Source organism: Caldisericia bacterium (genome assembly GCA_026414995.1).
GTDB lineage: Bacteria > Caldisericota > Caldisericia > B22-G15 > B22-G15 > JAAYUH01.
This window is the reverse complement of sequence record JAOAHY010000019.1, coordinates 1-15,692: the sequence shown is the minus strand read 5'-3', so window position 1 is coordinate 15,692 and position 15,692 is coordinate 1. Positions and strand designations below refer to the sequence as shown.

Genomic DNA, 15,692 nt, shown 5'->3' with positions numbered 1-15,692 from the left:
ATTATGGAGATTATATAGTTGAAGATATCAAAAAAGTACCACTAATTGAAAAATTAGGACTTTATTCTACATATGTTGATCTTAAATATTTTCTCGAGATTCTAAAAAATGATATTAGAATAGCAGACTATGATATTAAAAAGGGTGTTAATGATTCTATAAATATTTTGAATAATTTGATACTTGCAAAAGAAATAAGCCCTGGTTATGTTTATTCTGATACAACTTTAATGAATTTAAATGAAGCATCAGGAATATCTATATGGGCTCCAATAATTAGGTTTCAGAGTAGTGTCTTAAAGCATTATTCGAAACTTGATTTTGCGATGGATACATCATGGTTATCTTTTTTGTATATTTTAAATCCTGATATGCCAAGATTTCTTTCTAAGTATTCTGCTAATAATTGGTTAACTTACAGTGAACAAAATCTCGGAATATCATTTAAAGCACCTGATGACACTCTATTTAAACCAGTTAGAATTGATGATGATATCTACATAATGGGTGGTGAGTTTACNGGTTTTACTGAAAATAGGAGATACTTTGGTGGAGAGGCATATATATACTTTAATATTACAAAAAATATCACAGAAGTTGATTCAGTTACATGGGGTAACAAAGAAATGGCAAGAATAATACCACAATATGTTGATTATAAAGAGATATTTAAAAATGAAAATGAGGTAAGTGGTGAGAAGGGATATATCTTTATTATAAAGGGAGTTGATAGAGCGGGACAGAATGTTACAGAAGCACATACATATTTAATTTATAATAAGATAGGTTATGACATGACATATATTGCAGATACTGCACTATTCCCTGAATTTATGGACACTTATCTGAAAATTATTCAAAGTCTTAAAATTACTCATTAAATTTTTTATATATAGGAGGTAAAAAATGGTAAGAAAATTTTTTTTGGTGATGTTGGCTTTACTTTTAGTGATTGGTTTGATTGGTTGTGTTTCATACCCTAATACTCCACTCCTTGTTAAAACATCAGATATCAATAATAATCCTTTAAATTATGATCAGCATTTTATTTCTGTTAAAGGAACAGTTACAGCAAATGGAACACAACCATCGCTCCAACTTGGATGGTATGATCTGGCTGATGAAACTGGTACTATTGCAATTTTAACAACTCCTGATGTACCAAGAGTTGGCGAGGAATATTGGGTATCAGGTACAGTTCTTTATGCAACTAAAGTTGTAGGAGCAAGAACACTTTCAATAGTTCTTCAAGAAAAAGAAAGAATCAAGATGGGATTAAATTATCCATTATTAATTGGTGGGATTGTAATAGGAGCATTAGTAATTGCACTTCTTTATATATTTTTAATTAGAAGAAGAAAACCAGTATATGAACCTATTAAAAAGGTTGAACCAAGAGGATATGTACCTGAAAAAAAAGTTGAAAAGACAGGGGAAACATTTGTTTCTGAACCAAAGGTTTCTAAAAAATATGAAGAAACTGTAATTGAAGAAGAAACTTTAGAAGGAGCTCCAGCAATTTTGGTTGTTAAAAGTGGTAAGAAGGGCGGAGCAACATTCCCTTTAAAGAAAAAAGTTATAAATCTTGGTAGAGAGAGTGGTAATGAAGTAGTTATTGATGACAACAAAGCATCAAGACAACATGCTAAGATAAAATTAGAGAATGATAAATTTATAATTTATGATCTTGCTTCAACAAATGGAACATTTGTCAATAATCAAAAAATAACAAGCACTGAATTGAATGATGGTGATGAAATAAAAATAGGAGATACCATCTTAGTGTTTAAAATTCTATGATGCGAAAAATAATTTTTACTTATGGAAAAAGCGATATAGGTAATGTAAGAGAAAACAATGAAGATAACTATTTAATTTTATCAAAAGAAAATTTTACTGTGCTCTGTGTTTGTGATGGTATGGGAGGTCATAGAGCAGGTGAGGTAGCATCTTCTTTGGCGATTGAATATTTAAAAGATTTTGTTTACCAAAGAGGAGATTTTGCTATAACATGGAGAGGGGAAGAAGAAGAGAGCCCCTCTCCAGAATTAATTTTTTCAGATAAAAATTTAATTGAATTTTGTAAGAAATTAAATGAAAAGATTTTTGATAAATCAATAAGTAATAATAATTATAAAGGAATGGGAACAACATTTAATGCAGTTTTTATTATAGATAAAAATGCAAAAATCTTAAATATTGGTGATTCAAGAACATACTTAATAAGGAAAAATTCGATACTAAGATTAACAAAAGATCATTCTCTTTTTCAGGAAGAGATGGATAAGGGATTAATTGATAAAGAAGAAATGGAAAATATAATACCAAAAAATGTTATAACAAAAGCAATTGGCATTAAAGAAGATGTGGAACCTGATATTTATTCTCTTTCTCTTGAAAAAAATGATAGATTAATTCTTGTTACTGATGGGATTCATGATTTATTATCTGATGAAGAGATATATAAAATTATGGGTAAAGGGAAATTAGAAACTTGTGTAAAAAAATTAATAAATAAGGGAAAGGAAAAGGGTGGTTTTGATAATATGACTGTTGTTATTGCTTTGATAAACATTTAAAGGAAGTTAATCATGTTAGATATGATTATTAAAGAAAGATATAAAATTTATGATAAAGTTGGAAGCGGGGGAATGGCAACTGTTTATATTGCAAGAGATCTTATAACTTATGAAGTTGTTGCTGTTAAAATTTTAAAAGATGAATTAACTTCTTCACCAAATTATATAAAAAGATTTTTAAGAGAAGCAGAAATTATTAGCAATATGAGTCATGAAAATATTACAAAGGTAAAAGATTTTGGGGTTGATAATAATAGATATTTTATTGTAATGGAATATGTAGAAGGGAAAACTCTTTCGCAATTAATTGAAGAAAAGGGTAAATTTGAAATAATTGAATCAATAGATATTATTATTCAAATTTTAAAAGCACTCCAATATGCAAAGGAAAACGGAGTTGAGGCACATAGAGATATAAAACCACAAAATATTATGATAAATAAAGATGGTGTTGTTAAAGTTATGGATTTTGGAATTGCAAGAGTATCTTTTACACACACAATGACTCAGGAAGGTGCTTTTTTAGGAACTCCATATTACATTTCACCAGAACAAGCACAAGGAAAAGAAGTTGATATAAGAAGTGATATTTATTCTGTTGGTATTACACTATACCAATTAATTAATGGAAGTCCTCCATTTGACTCTGATACACCATGGGGAATTATAAATATGCATATAACAAAAGAGCCTCCTCCACTTAATTTGCCAGAAAAATTTAAAGATCTTGAATATGTAATTAAAAAAAGTTTATCAAAAAATAAGGAAAATAGATATCAAACACCAGAAGAATTTATAAAAGATTTAATTTTAATAAAAAGAGGAAAATTAGTAAAAAAGAAAATTGAATTTAAAGAAAAAGAAGAGTTAATAGAAGGTTATGGAGAAATTTTTATAAAAACAGATCCAGAAAATGCAAAAATTTTAATCAATGAAGAAGAAAAAGGGTTTTCTCCTTTACTGATTGAAAATTTATCACCTAAAAAATATGAAATTTTTATTGAAAAAGACGGTTTTGAAAACCAAAAAATTAAAATTGATGTTATTCCTTATAGAAGAGCAGTAATAAATGTGAAATTAAAAAGAAAAATAGAAGTTTCAAAAGAAAAAATTTTACACCCAAATTTATTTTTAAAAAAGAATTTTATTTTATTAATTATATTGTTTTTAATAATTTCTGGTATTTCTTTTGCAATTTACTTAAAACTTAAACCAAAAGTTCCAATAAATCAAAATATAATTTATGCATCTTTAATGATTAAATCTCAACCAGAAGGTTTAAATATCTATATTGACGGAAAAGACACTGGATTTAAAACTCCTTATCAATTCAATAATTTAAATGCAAAAAATTATTTAATAGAAGTAAAATATAAAGATAAAACAAAAAAAGAGGAAGTTTTATTAAGCAATGGAGATTCAAAAGAGATTTTTTTTGATTTTGAGGAGATAAATTTAGTAACTTTAAAAATAGAAACAGAACCAGAAGGTGCGAGAATTTTTATAGATGATAAAGATACCAACTTTTTAACTCCTCATATTTTCTCTGATATTTCAATAGGAACTCACATAATTAAATTAAAACTTGATGGTTATGAAGATTATATTTTATCAATAAATATAACAGAAAATAAAGAGATAAAAGTTAATTTAAATAAATTGAGCGAAAATTTAGGATTGTTAAAAATAAAAAGCGAACCATCAAATTGTAATATTTATATAAATAATGAGTTAAAAGGAAAATCTCCAATGGAAATAAATCTAAATGAGGGAACTTATAAAATTAAATTAACTTATGAAAATTACGAAGATTGGGAAAAAGAAGTAAATATTAAAAAGAATGAAGAAGCTTTAATTGAAGCAAATTTAAAGAAGAAAGAAATAATACTAGAAGGAACTCTTAATATAGATTCATCCCCAAAAGCAAAATTATATATAGATAATACATATAGAGGTCAAACACCAATATCTTTAAAATTAAAAGAAGGTAGTTATAGAATTAAAATTTCATTAACAGGATATGAAGATTATGAAAAGGTAGTAAATATAGTAGGGAATGAAGAACAAAATATTATAGTTACTTTGAAAAAACTGACCTCTAAAACATATTTAAAAATAATAACAAAACCAAAAGGGGTTGAAGTTTATATTGATAAAATTTTAGTTGGTTTGAGTGATGGAACTTTTGAGGTAAAACCAGGAAAACATGAGATAATTCTTCGATTAGAGGGTTATTTAGATTATTTAACTGAAGTAACTTTAAATGAAGGAGATACTAAAACAATTGATGTAACTCTTGAAAAATCTCCATAGGGAGGTTAATTTGAGAAAAAATTACTTAATTATAATTTTATTTTTTATTATAAATTTATTTAGTTTTAAATTACAAACTATCGAAATTATTGGTAAAGGAGGAAGCTCTTCAAATTTAATATTCCCAACCGGTATATATTTAAATTCTAATAAACTTTATTTATCAAATTACATTGGAAATACTATCTCAATTTTAGATATAAATTTAAACAAATGGTATGAATTTGGATGTTTCGGAGAAGAAAATAGTAAATTTAACTCTCCTAATTCAATTATTTTGGGAGAAGATAAAAAGATTTATATTGTTGATACAAATAATAGTAGAATTCAAGTATTCGATGAAAATTATAATTTTGTATCAACATTTGGAAAGGAAAGATTAAGTTCACCAATTGATCTTTCTATATATAATGGGAAAGTTTATATAACAGATTTTGACAGTTCAAAAATATTAATTTACGATTTAAATGGAAAATTTATTTCTGAATTTGGGAAAAAGGGTGAAAATAATGGAGAATTTAATGGTCCTCTCGGAATTTATATAAATAAAAATGGGAATATATTTATATGTGATTCCAAGAATAGAAGAGTTCAAATCTTTGATATTAATTTTAATTTCATTAAAAAAATTAATATTGATGGAAGGCCATCGGATGTTTTTGTAGATGATAGTGATAAAATTTACATTTCTGATTATTATAATATTAAAATATATGTTTATAAAGATTTTGGAAATACAAAATTAAAAGAATTCAAAATAAACACTGATGCGTATTGGTTCTTCAATAAAGCACCAATTTCAATTTTTATTACAAAAGAATATAATATAATTTACACTGTTCCATGGGAGAATAGAGTTGATGTTATTTCTCAAGATGGTAATTTTATAAGATCATATGGTGAACCACTAAAAGATGGATTATTCTTATATCCAAATTCATTAACTATTTCAAATGATGAAAAAATATATATTGTTGATAATATGAATAATTCTATTTCAATATTTGATAATAATAAAAATTTTATTAAAAAAATAAATTACGCATTTGAACATCCAAATGGAATATCAATAGATGATAATGGAAATATTTATACAATATCGAAATATATTGGTGAAATATCTTCTTTTGATAAAAATTTAAACTTTAGATTTAAAATAGAAAATTTTAACAATGATTCGTTTTTATTTCCTCAAAATATTTTTGTTTATAGGGGAAAAATTTATGTTGTTGATTCTTATAATGATAGGATAGTAATTTTTTCAAGTGATGGAAATTTTATAAAAACATTTGGCAAATATGGTAAAGGTCTATATGAATTTGATTATCCAATATCTATATTTATTGATAATTATGAAAACATTTTTATTATAGATAATGGAAATAAAAGAATTTTAATATATGATAAAAACTTCAATTTTCTTTATGAAGGCAAAAACTTAAACCTTTATAATCCTACATCAATTTATTTGTATGAAAATTATTTATTCATTCTTGATAGTGAATCATGTGATATTAAAATATTCAATTGGGATGGAAATATTTTAAAATTTATAAAAACCTTTGGTGAATTTGGAGGTCCATTAACAAAAATTTCATCATTAAGAACTACTGAACTTAATTATTCTCTTGAATTAGGTAAATTTTTTGAACCAAATTATTTATTTATTTATAAGGGTTTTATTTATGTTTGTGATTCTGGAAATAGAAGAGTTCAAAAAATTCCTCTCTCATTAGTTTTAGGAGAACCAAAACCCGAAAAACTCACTATAACTCTTTGGATTGATAAATCAAAGGCATTAATAAATGAAAAAGAAGTTTATATTGATCCTAATAATACAAAAATCTCTCCATTTATTGTTCCACCAGGAAGAACAGTAGTACCAATAAGATTTATTTCTGAATCATTTGGAGCAGAAGTCACATGGGAGAATGATACAAAAACAATAAGAATTTATCTTCAAGCTAAAAATATTAAAATAACTCTTCAAGTTGGTAATAAATTAGCAAGAGTAAATGATAAGATTATAACACTCGATTCTCCACCTTTAATTAAAGAAGGAAGGACTTTTGTTCCTTTAAGGTTTATTTCAGAATCTTTTGGTGCAAATGTTAAGTGGTTTGCTAATGAAAAGAAAATAGTTATAGAATTGTCACTCTAAATGAGATTCAACCGCTGGAAGTGTACCAACAAATTTTAATTTCATATCTTGAAAAATAAGAGAAGTTACATATAAGCCAGGAGTATTGTTTAAAATTTCCTCAATAAAACTTTTAATTTCTCCTATATATTTATTAACTGTATTTGTTAAATTTAACTTACCAAGATAAACAGATTGTAATTCAAGTAAAGTTATTTTATTGTTTTTAATTTCTGCTTTTCCTTTTATATAAAAAGATGGATTTGATTTTATAAATCTTGAAATTTGATTAAGTAAAGAATAAAATCTTTCAATTTGAGGATTTTGTAAACTTCCAAGAATGCCATATTTTAAATCTATATTATTTAATGATTTCTCGAGAGAAATTCCAAATGCTTTTAGTGAATCCATTAGTTTATTTGTTAAAATCTGTCCAGATGTTTCAACTGTTCCATCTTTATTTATTTTTACTGTCCAATTTTTTAAAGGATAGTATCTCCATTTTCTTTCATAAGTAAGGGATGTAAGTTCACTTGAAGTCAAATCCATCCTAACACTTCTTTTTCCAGAATATTTTAAACTCTCTTCTGGTTTGATATCACCTTTTAATGTTTCCCATTTAACACCAGTTTTACTTCTTGCAGATTCAAAATCCTTTTCTGTAAAATTAACTCCAAGGTCTTTAGGTTTATTTGTTCCAAGTATGTCTGAAATAAAAGGCACAAATCCAAAGTAGCCTAAAACAATAAGAATAATTAATATTGGAATAAAGATTCTTAATAATACTTTGAAAAATTTTTTCATGAGAATATACCTCCAAAAATTTTTATAAAAACTATATTTTTCAATAGTTTATTAAATGATATCATATTTCAAATTATTTTAAATCTTTTCTTTGGAATTGTTCTTCCCTTCCAGATTCTTTTGCCTGCTATTGTATAAATTATAGATAGATAACCAATAAGAGAATTTATTAAAATTGTTATTTGAAAAAGAATTGAATAAATTAATGGATATCCAAATTTATAATAAGTTAAAAGAAAAATTAAATATGAAAATAAATATATAGAAATTATGTTTAAATATCTTATTTCATTTATGTGATACTTTATTTTTAAATAAAGCAATATATATGGATAAAAAAATGCAAAAACAAGGTATGTAAAAACAAAAATAGATAAAAGAAGATGGTAATCGAATATTGCAAAATAACTTTTTATAAAACCCATAAAAACTGATTTTACATCATAATACATTCTGCAAAAGGATAAATTTTTTCCTGATAAAATTCTAGTTTTAAATTTTAAAATTCTTAAAATATTTGCCATTTTAATATCATCAAGAACTTCATCTTTAATTTTTTCAAATCCACCAATTTTATCTAAAACTTCTCTTTTATAAATAACAAACTGACCATTCGCAAAAGGAATAAGTGGATAAAAAGACATTAGCGCAAAGTTCATAAATGGAATAATAATTTTTTCAAAAGTTGATGAGACTATTTCTTGTGGGAAAACTGATATGTAATCTAAATTATTTTTTATTAAAAAAGAAACCGCTTTTGAAATTGAATTCTCTTTATGAAAAGTATCTGCATCCAAAAATACTAAAATATCTCCTTTTGAATTTTCATATAAAATCTGACATGCATTTGGTTTCCCAAGCCAACCTTCTTTCAATATTTTGTTATCAATTATTTTTAATCTTATATCTTCTTTTTGAATTTTCTCTAATATTTCAAGTGTATTATCTTCTGAATTATCATTTAAAACAATTAATTCAAAATTCTTTAAATTTTGATTTAAAACAGATCTAACACATCTTTCAATATTTTTTTCTTCGTTTCTTGCTGGAATTAATATTGAAATATAAGGTAAATTTTCGGTTATTTCTTTAATACTTTTTAAATTTTTAATTCTAAAGAGATTTATAATTGAATTGATAAAAACAGCTAAAAAAAATAACATAATATTTAGTTGTTGTCTTATAATATAATTCAACATAATTTATAATTTATTTATATTTTAAAAAATTTTAAATATCAAGGATAAATTGAATATAATAAATTTATGGAAAGGATTATCTATTTTTTAAAAAATCCAATTTTTTTATTTATTGTTTTCTTTTTTTATGGATCAATTCTTTTTGGATATTTGCTTTCAAAAATATTTTATAAAGAAGATATAAGAAAATATGGAGACGGAAATCCTGGTACTTGGAATGCATTTAAAGTTGGTGGTGCTAAAATTGGAATCCCAACTCTTATTTTAGATTACTCTAAGGGTTTAATTCCTTCAATTATTACTCAGAAATTATATCCACAAAATAGTCTTTATTTAATAATTCTTTCAATAGCTCCAATTTTAGGACATGCTTTTTCTCCTTTTTTAAAATTTAAAGGTGGTAAGACAATGGCGTCATCTTTTGGATTATGGACTGCTTTAACACTATGGGAAGGACCCACTCTTATGGGAATAACTACATTAATCTCATGTTCAATTCAAAATAATAGTTCTATATGCTCTGTTCTTGGTTTTATCTCTCTTTTCTTTCTTCTTATCTTAAGAGAATATCCTAAGGAGTTTCTTATAATTTATTCTATTAATCTTTTAATTGTTCTTATAAAGGTTAAAAAGGATCTTTTTGTAAAACCTAAATTTAAATTAAGAAATCCTTTCAAGAGTTGAAACTTGGTCAATGTAATTTTGAATATTAAACTTTTTTTTAAGGCCATTTTTTGACATATATCTTATTTTCCCAAAAATTTTTCTTTCAGGAAATGGCCTATCATGAACTCCTCCTATTGACCACAAAATTCCAGTGTAACCATTAGGATCTCTTCCATCTAACTCATATTTGTCATTTAAATAAATTGCAATTTTAATGGCATCTTTATAATCTCTACTCCATTCTAAAATTTTTTTAGCCCAATACATTCTCATATAACCGTGCATTTTACCTGTTATAATCATTTCTTTTTGACATGCATTCCAAAGTGGATCATGAGTTTTAGAGTTCTCAAATTGATAAATGTCATAGACAAAATCTTTTTCATCATTCAAATGTTTTTCAAGAGTTTCTTTTGCCCATTTTGGAATTCCTAAATGATTATCATAATTTTGGTTGTAAAAACAAAAGTTTTCAGCAAGCTCTCTTCTTATGATTAATTCTTCAAGATATGCCTCTTTACTTTCTTTGTCTTTTTCTGAATTAATAACTTCAAGCGCAACTCTTAAAGGAGATATCATTCCGAAATGAAGATATGGAGAAAGATTTGATAAATAATTTTTGGTAGGGTCATTTCTATATAATTTATATCCATTTAATTTGTTTTCAATAAATTCTTTTAAAACTTTTTTTGCAACCTCTTCACCTGGAATAAAAAATTTAGATATGGAAACACTTCTTTCAACCTTTATCTTTTTATAAATTTCATCCCAATTGTTTCTGTTTAAGATTTTACTTTTTTTATAATTAATTATAGATGGTTCAATAAGAAATTTATCTAAAAGTTTATTAATTTTTTTTCTTATTGTGAAAGCACTAAACTCCAATTTGGGTGAAGTTATCCATGGAGGAATTATATTGTGAGTATCGATTTCATAAAAAGAGATATTTAATTTTTCTTTTAAAACAACTTTTATTTCTCTTGATATTCTCAATGGAGAAAAGTCAGTAATAAGTATTGATACTCTTTTTTCTTTAATAAAATTTAAAATATTTTCAACAGGGTCTCCAAATAGAAGAAAAAAAGGAATCCCAAATTCACCAAGTTTCCTTTCAACCTCAATTAAACCTTTTAACATAAAATCATACTGTCTTATAGTTGAATCAAGGAATGTTGGAAATACATTGAAGAGTACACCAAAATTTTTATTATATTTTTTTGAAAGTTCAATTCCATATATAATGCATAAATTATCATCAACTCTCTGATCTCTACTCATCCAATAAATTATGTAATCTCCCCCAAAAATTTTTCTTTCTTTATGTTTTATAATTCTTTCTTCAATATTCATAATTAAATTATAATTGTATTTATTGTAAAATTAAAAAATGGAAGGGCCAGGAGTTTTATTAATCAAAGAAAAATTATCATTTATAAGAGATAAAATTATTTTAGATGTTAATGGAAATACAAAAGAAAATAAAGAGTTATTAATTGGAAAGAGAGTTTTAGATATTAAATCTTTTGGCAAGAAACTTATCTTTGAATTTGATGATTTTTATTTAATTATTCATTTTTTAATGTATGGCTCATTTAGAATTAATGAAAAAAGAGAAAATAAAAGAGAGAGATTATCAATAGTAATTAATAATTCAGAAATAAATTTTTATAATACTTCAATAAAAATTATAAAAAGAGATGAATTTTATTTAGATCAATCTATAGATATAATGAGTGAAAACTTTGATAAATTAAAAGCAAAAAATAAAATTAAAAATTCAAAAAAAATAATATCTGATATACTTCTTGATCAAGGCACTTTTGCTGGAGTTGGAAATATTATAAAAAATGAAGCTCTTTTTAGAGCAAATGTTCACCCTTTAAGTATTGGAGAAAAAATTGAAGAAGAGTATATAGATAATTTAATAGAAAAAGTTTTATCTTTTTCTTATGAATTTTATCTTGTGAGAAAATTCAATAAGAGATTAAAAAATCATCTTTTGATTTATGGTAAGAAAATATGTTCAATTGATGGAGAAAAGATTAAACTAAAATATATTGGAGAGACAAAAAGAAAAACCTATTTCTGTGAGTCTTGTCAGAGATTATTTGTCTAAAAAGGTTTAAAAATTATATAACCAAAATATATATTTAAAATAAGAATAACAAAAAGAACTCTTCCAATCCAAATATGTATCGCTCTTATTAACTTTTTTGTTTTTGGTTTAACTTTTCCAGTATAAACAAAACCTAAGATAAGATTCAATAAAGAAAAAATAAAAAATAAAAATCCTAAAATTCCGTGTGAATAAGTAAGATTTAGTCTCTCATTATTTATATATATACTCAAAATACTTAAATTTACTATAATAAAACCTATAGTTGAAAGTATTTTATGTTTATATAAAAATTTTCCTTTTTTGGATAAAACAACAATAATGGAAAGAATAAGTGCTATAGTGCCAACAAAAATAAATAACATATGAATTGATCTTATATCCATTAAAGACCTCCTTATGATTTTAATTTTATCAATTTTTTAAATTTTTAATAAATTTTTTGATAAAATTTTGCATATGAATATAAAAATCGTAACTGATTCAACTTGGGATTTCGATGAGAATACAAAAAAGGAACATGATATAGAAGTTGTTCCGCTTTATTTAACAATCAAGGGAAAAAGATATAGAGAAGGAATTGATATTTCAAATGAAGAGTTTTATGAAGTTATGAAAACCTGTGAAAAACTTCCCCAAACATCACAACCAACTCCCCTTGATTTTATTGAAATTTATAAAAAACTTTTAAAAGATTTTGAAAAAATAATATCAATTCATATATCTTCAAAACTTTCTGGTACCTATAATTCTGCTGTTCTTGCAAAAAATGAAATTGATAAAGATAATAGAATTACAGTAATTGATTCAAAAAATGCTTCTGGAGCTTTAGGTCTTGTTGTTTATTTTGCATCACTTCTAAAAAAAGAGGGCAAAAATTTCAATGAGATTGTTGAAGGTGTTAAAAAAGTTTTAGATAAAGTTGTAACTCTTTTTATTCTTGATAATCTTAAAGCACTTGAAATGGGTGGGAGAATAGGAAAAGCAAAATATCTTTTAGGTACAATTCTAAATTTCAAACCAGTTTTAATGCTTAAGGGTGGATTAATTGAACCATATGGTTCAGGGAAAATTATGGGAACAAATTATATAATTTCAACTTTTTTAAAATTTTTAAAGGAAAATTACAAGGGTGGAGAATTTATTGGTGGTGTTGCTAATAATATTGTAAATAATATCTATTTAAAAAAATTTGATACATTAAAAGATGAAGTTATAAAATATGTAAAACTTGGCTCATTTTTAACTGTAAAATTTGGAGCAACAATTACATCTCATATAGGGCTAAATTCTATTGGTTTAAGTTTCTTGGAGAAATAATTTTAAACATATTAACCCTTAATATTTCCTTAACAATATTTTTTTAAAGTTATTACAGACACTTATATGAAAGGAGGTGTTGTATGAAGAAAGGAATAAAGATATTAATGGTAGTGCTTCTTGCAGGAATACTTTTTTTAGGTGGTACATTATACACAATTCTAGTAGGAAAAAATTCTTCAACTCTTTCAATAATGAAAACAACTTTTGCAGAGGAAGTTCTTCAATGTAATGATCACCCTAAAGGGATCCACTTTAAAATTATGGGACCTGGAATAATAGAAGAGGTTCTAAAAAGATTAAATTTAACTCAAGATGAATTAAAAACTTATTGGGATCAAGGAAAAACACTTCTTGATTATGCACAAGATAAAGGTATTACAAAAGAAAAACTTATTGAAACTTTTAAATCTGTAATTACAGAAAAGTTAGACCAACTATTAAAAGATGGAAAAATTACGCAAACTGAAAAAGAAAATTTTTTAACTAATATTGATAAAAGAATAGAAGATTTTATTACAAAAACTCCTCCATTTAAAAAAGGAAAGGGAGAACCACCAGTTGAACCACCAAAAAATGGAACACCACCAGTTGAACCTCCAATGGGAAAAAGATTTCTTTTTGATGGAAAAGGGATAATGGAAGATGTACTTAACAAACTAAATTTCTCTCTTGATGAATTTAAGACTGCAGTAAAAGAAGGAAAATCTCTTCTTCAATTTGCAGAATCAAAAGGAATTAAAAAAGATGAACTTGTAAAGGTTGTAAAAGATGTTGTTTTAGAGAAAGTTAATCAATTAGTTAATGATGGAAAAATAACAGAGGAAGAAAAGTCAAAGTTCCTTGAAAAACTTGATGATTTTGTTGAAAAATTCATTAATGGACCAGGATTTGGAAAAGGACCAAGAAGAGGACCACATTGTAATGGAAATTTTTTCAATGATAATTTTGATACCTCACCTTCCTCCTCAAATATATAAATAAATTTAAGGTTAGTTTTAAACGAAAGAGGGTGCTACTTTAGCACCCTTTTTTTTATTTTATCTTTTAATCTTGATAAAATTAAAATATGGATACCTTTAAAATTTTTATAGGTTTAATTGGTTTAGTTTCTCTTATTATTTCAATTTATTTTTTAATATCAACACTTATTAGATTTTTTAAAAAGAAGGAGAGTTTTAAAAATTTAATTTCTTCATTTTTGACTTTCTTTATTTTATTATTAATATCAATTATTTTTGTTTTAATTTTTTCTTTACTTCAAACATTTTCAAGATTTTCTTATGAAGAAAAAATAGGTGAAGTTTATGCTGTAAAAAATAATGAAATTATAAATATAATTTATACAGATATAAAAAATAATAAAAAGTATGTATTTGATTTAAAGGGAGATCAGTGGATGATTGAAGGTGAAATTCTTGTTTTTGATAAATGGTTAAGATGGCTGGGTGCAGAAAGTTATTTTAGAATTACAAGATTTTCTGGAAGGTTTACAAAAGAGAAAGACATACCTCAAGAGATTTATGAAATAAATAAAGATAATTCTTTTTGGGAATTTATTTTGAAAAATTACGAAAAATTACCTTTTGTTGATACTGCATATGGAATAGGTGCATTTCAATATCCTGGATACAATTTTGAAATATTTATAGATGATACAGGCTTTATTATAAGAAAATCTAAAAATTAAAATTTATTTAATTCTTCTATTATGAACCTTAAGATATGTTTTATAATCTTCTTCTTTATTCATTCTCCAAGAATATATCTCTTCAAATTCATCATCATCAAGAATTTTAATTAAAATCTTTGCTTCAAGTGTCTCAGGAAGATTTGCGGAATCTTTAAGTTCAAATTCAAATTCATTATTCAGTGGATTAAAGTTTCCAGTGTATTTTTCAATATAACCTTCACTCATAAAAAGAGTTAAAACAAAATTCTTTTTAACTTTATCAAAATTTATAAATCCAACTCCTCTAAGAAAATCTCCAAGAGGATTTTTCTCTTGTCTTGGATAAGAAAGTTCCCATTCAAGTTTAATAAAATTCCCACTTAAATTAAATGGGTATGTATATGTTGATCTTTTATTACAATATCCCCAATCACTATTTCCTTCTCCTGAAAACTCTCCTAAAAAATATCTGAAAATATTGAGTTCTTTCATCTTTTTCTCCTTTAACAAAATTATAAATCAAATAAGAAAAAAGTCATATGAATTAAATATGACTTTTGGCACTTCAAAATATGACCAGTCACATTTTATTCTTATTTTGAAACTAATTTTTAGGAGGTTTTAATATGGAAAGGAAAGATTTAGGAAAGTTGTTCTTAGGCAGCATCTTACTTCTTGCTGGAACATTTATGATTTTAGCAAATATCTTTAAATTCTCAATTTTTGGAATTCTTTTTCTTCCATCACTTGGTTTACTTTTTATTATTTGGTCAATTATTTCAAAAGAAAAAGAACTTCTTATTCCTGGTGGAATAATTGAAGGTGTTGGATTAGGAGTTTTATTTATTGATTTAATTCAAGGTGTAAGTGAGATATCTAAGGG

15 protein-coding genes are annotated in these 15,692 nt (G+C 24.9%); 10 read left to right on the top strand and 5 right to left on the bottom strand.

The window, feature by feature from the left end:
• The first annotated feature begins 906 nt into the window (after positions 1 to 906).
• The 4 genes from N3D74_06100 to N3D74_06085 are packed head-to-tail and all read left to right on the top strand — an operon-like array spanning position 907 to position 7,053.
• Positions 907 to 1,800, top strand: coding sequence for an FHA domain-containing protein (locus N3D74_06100; GenBank protein MCX8095740.1), 894 nt, complete (start codon positions 907 to 909; stop codon positions 1,798 to 1,800).
• Entirely contained in the window at positions 1,797 to 2,579 is a 783-nt protein-coding gene (locus N3D74_06095) for a Stp1/IreP family PP2C-type Ser/Thr phosphatase (protein ID MCX8095739.1), read from the top strand. Before N3D74_06100 ends, N3D74_06095 begins: the two co-directional genes overlap by 4 nt.
• A 12-nt stretch (positions 2,580 to 2,591) precedes the next feature.
• Positions 2,592 to 4,892, top strand: coding sequence for a PEGA domain-containing protein (locus N3D74_06090; protein MCX8095738.1), 2,301 nt, complete (start codon positions 2,592 to 2,594; stop codon positions 4,890 to 4,892).
• Between the two features lie 10 nt (positions 4,893 to 4,902).
• Complete coding sequence (locus tag N3D74_06085; protein MCX8095737.1) at positions 4,903 to 7,053, top strand: stalk domain-containing protein; 2,151 nt, start codon at positions 4,903 to 4,905, stop codon at positions 7,051 to 7,053.
• Here the strand turns inward: N3D74_06085 and N3D74_06080 are convergent.
• Positions 7,045 to 7,836: a hypothetical protein gene (locus N3D74_06080; protein MCX8095736.1), complete on the bottom strand. Its 792-nt coding sequence runs from the start codon at positions 7,834 to 7,836 to the stop codon at positions 7,045 to 7,047. The genes N3D74_06085 and N3D74_06080 overlap by 9 nt on opposite strands.
• 68 nt (positions 7,837 to 7,904) lie before the next feature.
• Positions 7,905 to 8,999 carry a glycosyltransferase family 2 protein gene (locus N3D74_06075; GenBank protein MCX8095735.1) on the bottom strand — a complete coding sequence of 365 codons (1,095 nt, stop codon included), beginning with the start codon at positions 8,997 to 8,999 and terminating at the stop codon, positions 7,905 to 7,907.
• 102 nt (positions 9,000 to 9,101) lie between these two features.
• Here N3D74_06075 and N3D74_06070 point away from each other — a divergent pair, with 102 nt between their 5' ends.
• Complete coding sequence (locus N3D74_06070; GenBank protein ID MCX8095734.1) at positions 9,102 to 9,719, top strand: glycerol-3-phosphate acyltransferase; 618 nt, start codon at positions 9,102 to 9,104, stop codon at positions 9,717 to 9,719.
• Here the strand turns inward: N3D74_06070 and phrB are convergent.
• Positions 9,696 to 11,051, bottom strand: coding sequence for a deoxyribodipyrimidine photo-lyase (phrB, locus tag N3D74_06065; GenBank protein MCX8095733.1), 1,356 nt, complete (start codon positions 11,049 to 11,051; stop codon positions 9,696 to 9,698). The two genes, N3D74_06070 and phrB, sit on opposite strands and share 24 nt — an antisense overlap.
• 37 nt (positions 11,052 to 11,088) lie before the next feature.
• On the opposite strand from phrB, the gene N3D74_06060 reads away from it, so the two are divergent.
• Positions 11,089 to 11,817 carry a hypothetical protein gene (locus N3D74_06060; protein ID MCX8095732.1) on the top strand — a complete coding sequence of 243 codons (729 nt, stop codon included), beginning with the start codon at positions 11,089 to 11,091 and terminating at the stop codon, positions 11,815 to 11,817.
• On the opposite strand, the gene N3D74_06055 is transcribed toward N3D74_06060, so the two are convergent.
• Positions 11,814 to 12,203: a hypothetical protein gene (locus N3D74_06055; protein ID MCX8095731.1), complete on the bottom strand. Its 390-nt coding sequence runs from the start codon at positions 12,201 to 12,203 to the stop codon at positions 11,814 to 11,816. The genes N3D74_06060 and N3D74_06055 overlap by 4 nt on opposite strands.
• A 73-nt stretch (positions 12,204 to 12,276) precedes the next feature.
• Between N3D74_06055 and N3D74_06050 the strand changes: the two genes are divergently transcribed.
• The 3 genes from N3D74_06050 (at position 12,277) to N3D74_06040 (ending at position 14,827) form a co-directional block, all read left to right on the top strand.
• On the top strand, positions 12,277 to 13,137 hold the full coding sequence (locus tag N3D74_06050; GenBank protein ID MCX8095730.1) for a DegV family protein: 861 nt from the start codon (positions 12,277 to 12,279) through the stop codon (positions 13,135 to 13,137).
• 83 nt (positions 13,138 to 13,220) lie between these two features.
• Positions 13,221 to 14,117, top strand: a complete 897-nt coding sequence (locus N3D74_06045) for a hypothetical protein (GenBank protein ID MCX8095729.1) — start codon at positions 13,221 to 13,223, stop codon at positions 14,115 to 14,117.
• 89 nt (positions 14,118 to 14,206) lie between these two features.
• Positions 14,207 to 14,827, top strand: coding sequence for a hypothetical protein (locus N3D74_06040; GenBank protein MCX8095728.1), 621 nt, complete (start codon positions 14,207 to 14,209; stop codon positions 14,825 to 14,827).
• 3 nt (positions 14,828 to 14,830) lie between these two features.
• Here the strand turns inward: N3D74_06040 and N3D74_06035 are convergent, their stop codons facing one another.
• Positions 14,831 to 15,301, bottom strand: a complete 471-nt coding sequence (locus tag N3D74_06035) for a hypothetical protein (protein ID MCX8095727.1) — start codon at positions 15,299 to 15,301, stop codon at positions 14,831 to 14,833.
• A gap of 134 nt (positions 15,302 to 15,435) precedes the next feature.
• Here N3D74_06035 and N3D74_06030 point away from each other — a divergent pair.
• A partial coding sequence (locus N3D74_06030; protein MCX8095726.1) for a hypothetical protein occupies positions 15,436 to 15,692 on the top strand: 257 nt, incomplete at its 3' end.

Coding starts and splice junctions, on each gene's coding strand:
- N3D74_06055 (MCX8095731.1), bottom strand. CDS start 12,203: ATGGATATAAGATCAATTCATATGTTATTTATTTTTGTTGGCACTATA.
- N3D74_06095 (MCX8095739.1), top strand. CDS start 1,797: ATGATGCGAAAAATAATTTTTACTTATGGAAAAAGCGATATAGGTAAT.
- N3D74_06035 (MCX8095727.1), bottom strand. CDS start 15,301: ATGAAAGAACTCAATATTTTCAGATATTTTTTAGGAGAGTTTTCAGGA.
- N3D74_06050 (MCX8095730.1), top strand. CDS start 12,277: ATGAATATAAAAATCGTAACTGATTCAACTTGGGATTTCGATGAGAAT.
- N3D74_06070 (MCX8095734.1), top strand. CDS start 9,102: ATGGAAAGGATTATCTATTTTTTAAAAAATCCAATTTTTTTATTTATT.
- N3D74_06100 (MCX8095740.1), top strand. CDS start 907: ATGGTAAGAAAATTTTTTTTGGTGATGTTGGCTTTACTTTTAGTGATT.
- N3D74_06080 (MCX8095736.1), bottom strand. CDS start 7,836: ATGAAAAAATTTTTCAAAGTATTATTAAGAATCTTTATTCCAATATTA.
- phrB (MCX8095733.1), bottom strand. CDS start 11,051: ATGAATATTGAAGAAAGAATTATAAAACATAAAGAAAGAAAAATTTTT.
- N3D74_06075 (MCX8095735.1), bottom strand. CDS start 8,999: ATGTTATTTTTTTTAGCTGTTTTTATCAATTCAATTATAAATCTCTTT.
- N3D74_06040 (MCX8095728.1), top strand. CDS start 14,207: ATGGATACCTTTAAAATTTTTATAGGTTTAATTGGTTTAGTTTCTCTT.
- N3D74_06045 (MCX8095729.1), top strand. CDS start 13,221: ATGAAGAAAGGAATAAAGATATTAATGGTAGTGCTTCTTGCAGGAATA.
- N3D74_06060 (MCX8095732.1), top strand. CDS start 11,089: ATGGAAGGGCCAGGAGTTTTATTAATCAAAGAAAAATTATCATTTATA.
- N3D74_06090 (MCX8095738.1), top strand. CDS start 2,592: ATGTTAGATATGATTATTAAAGAAAGATATAAAATTTATGATAAAGTT.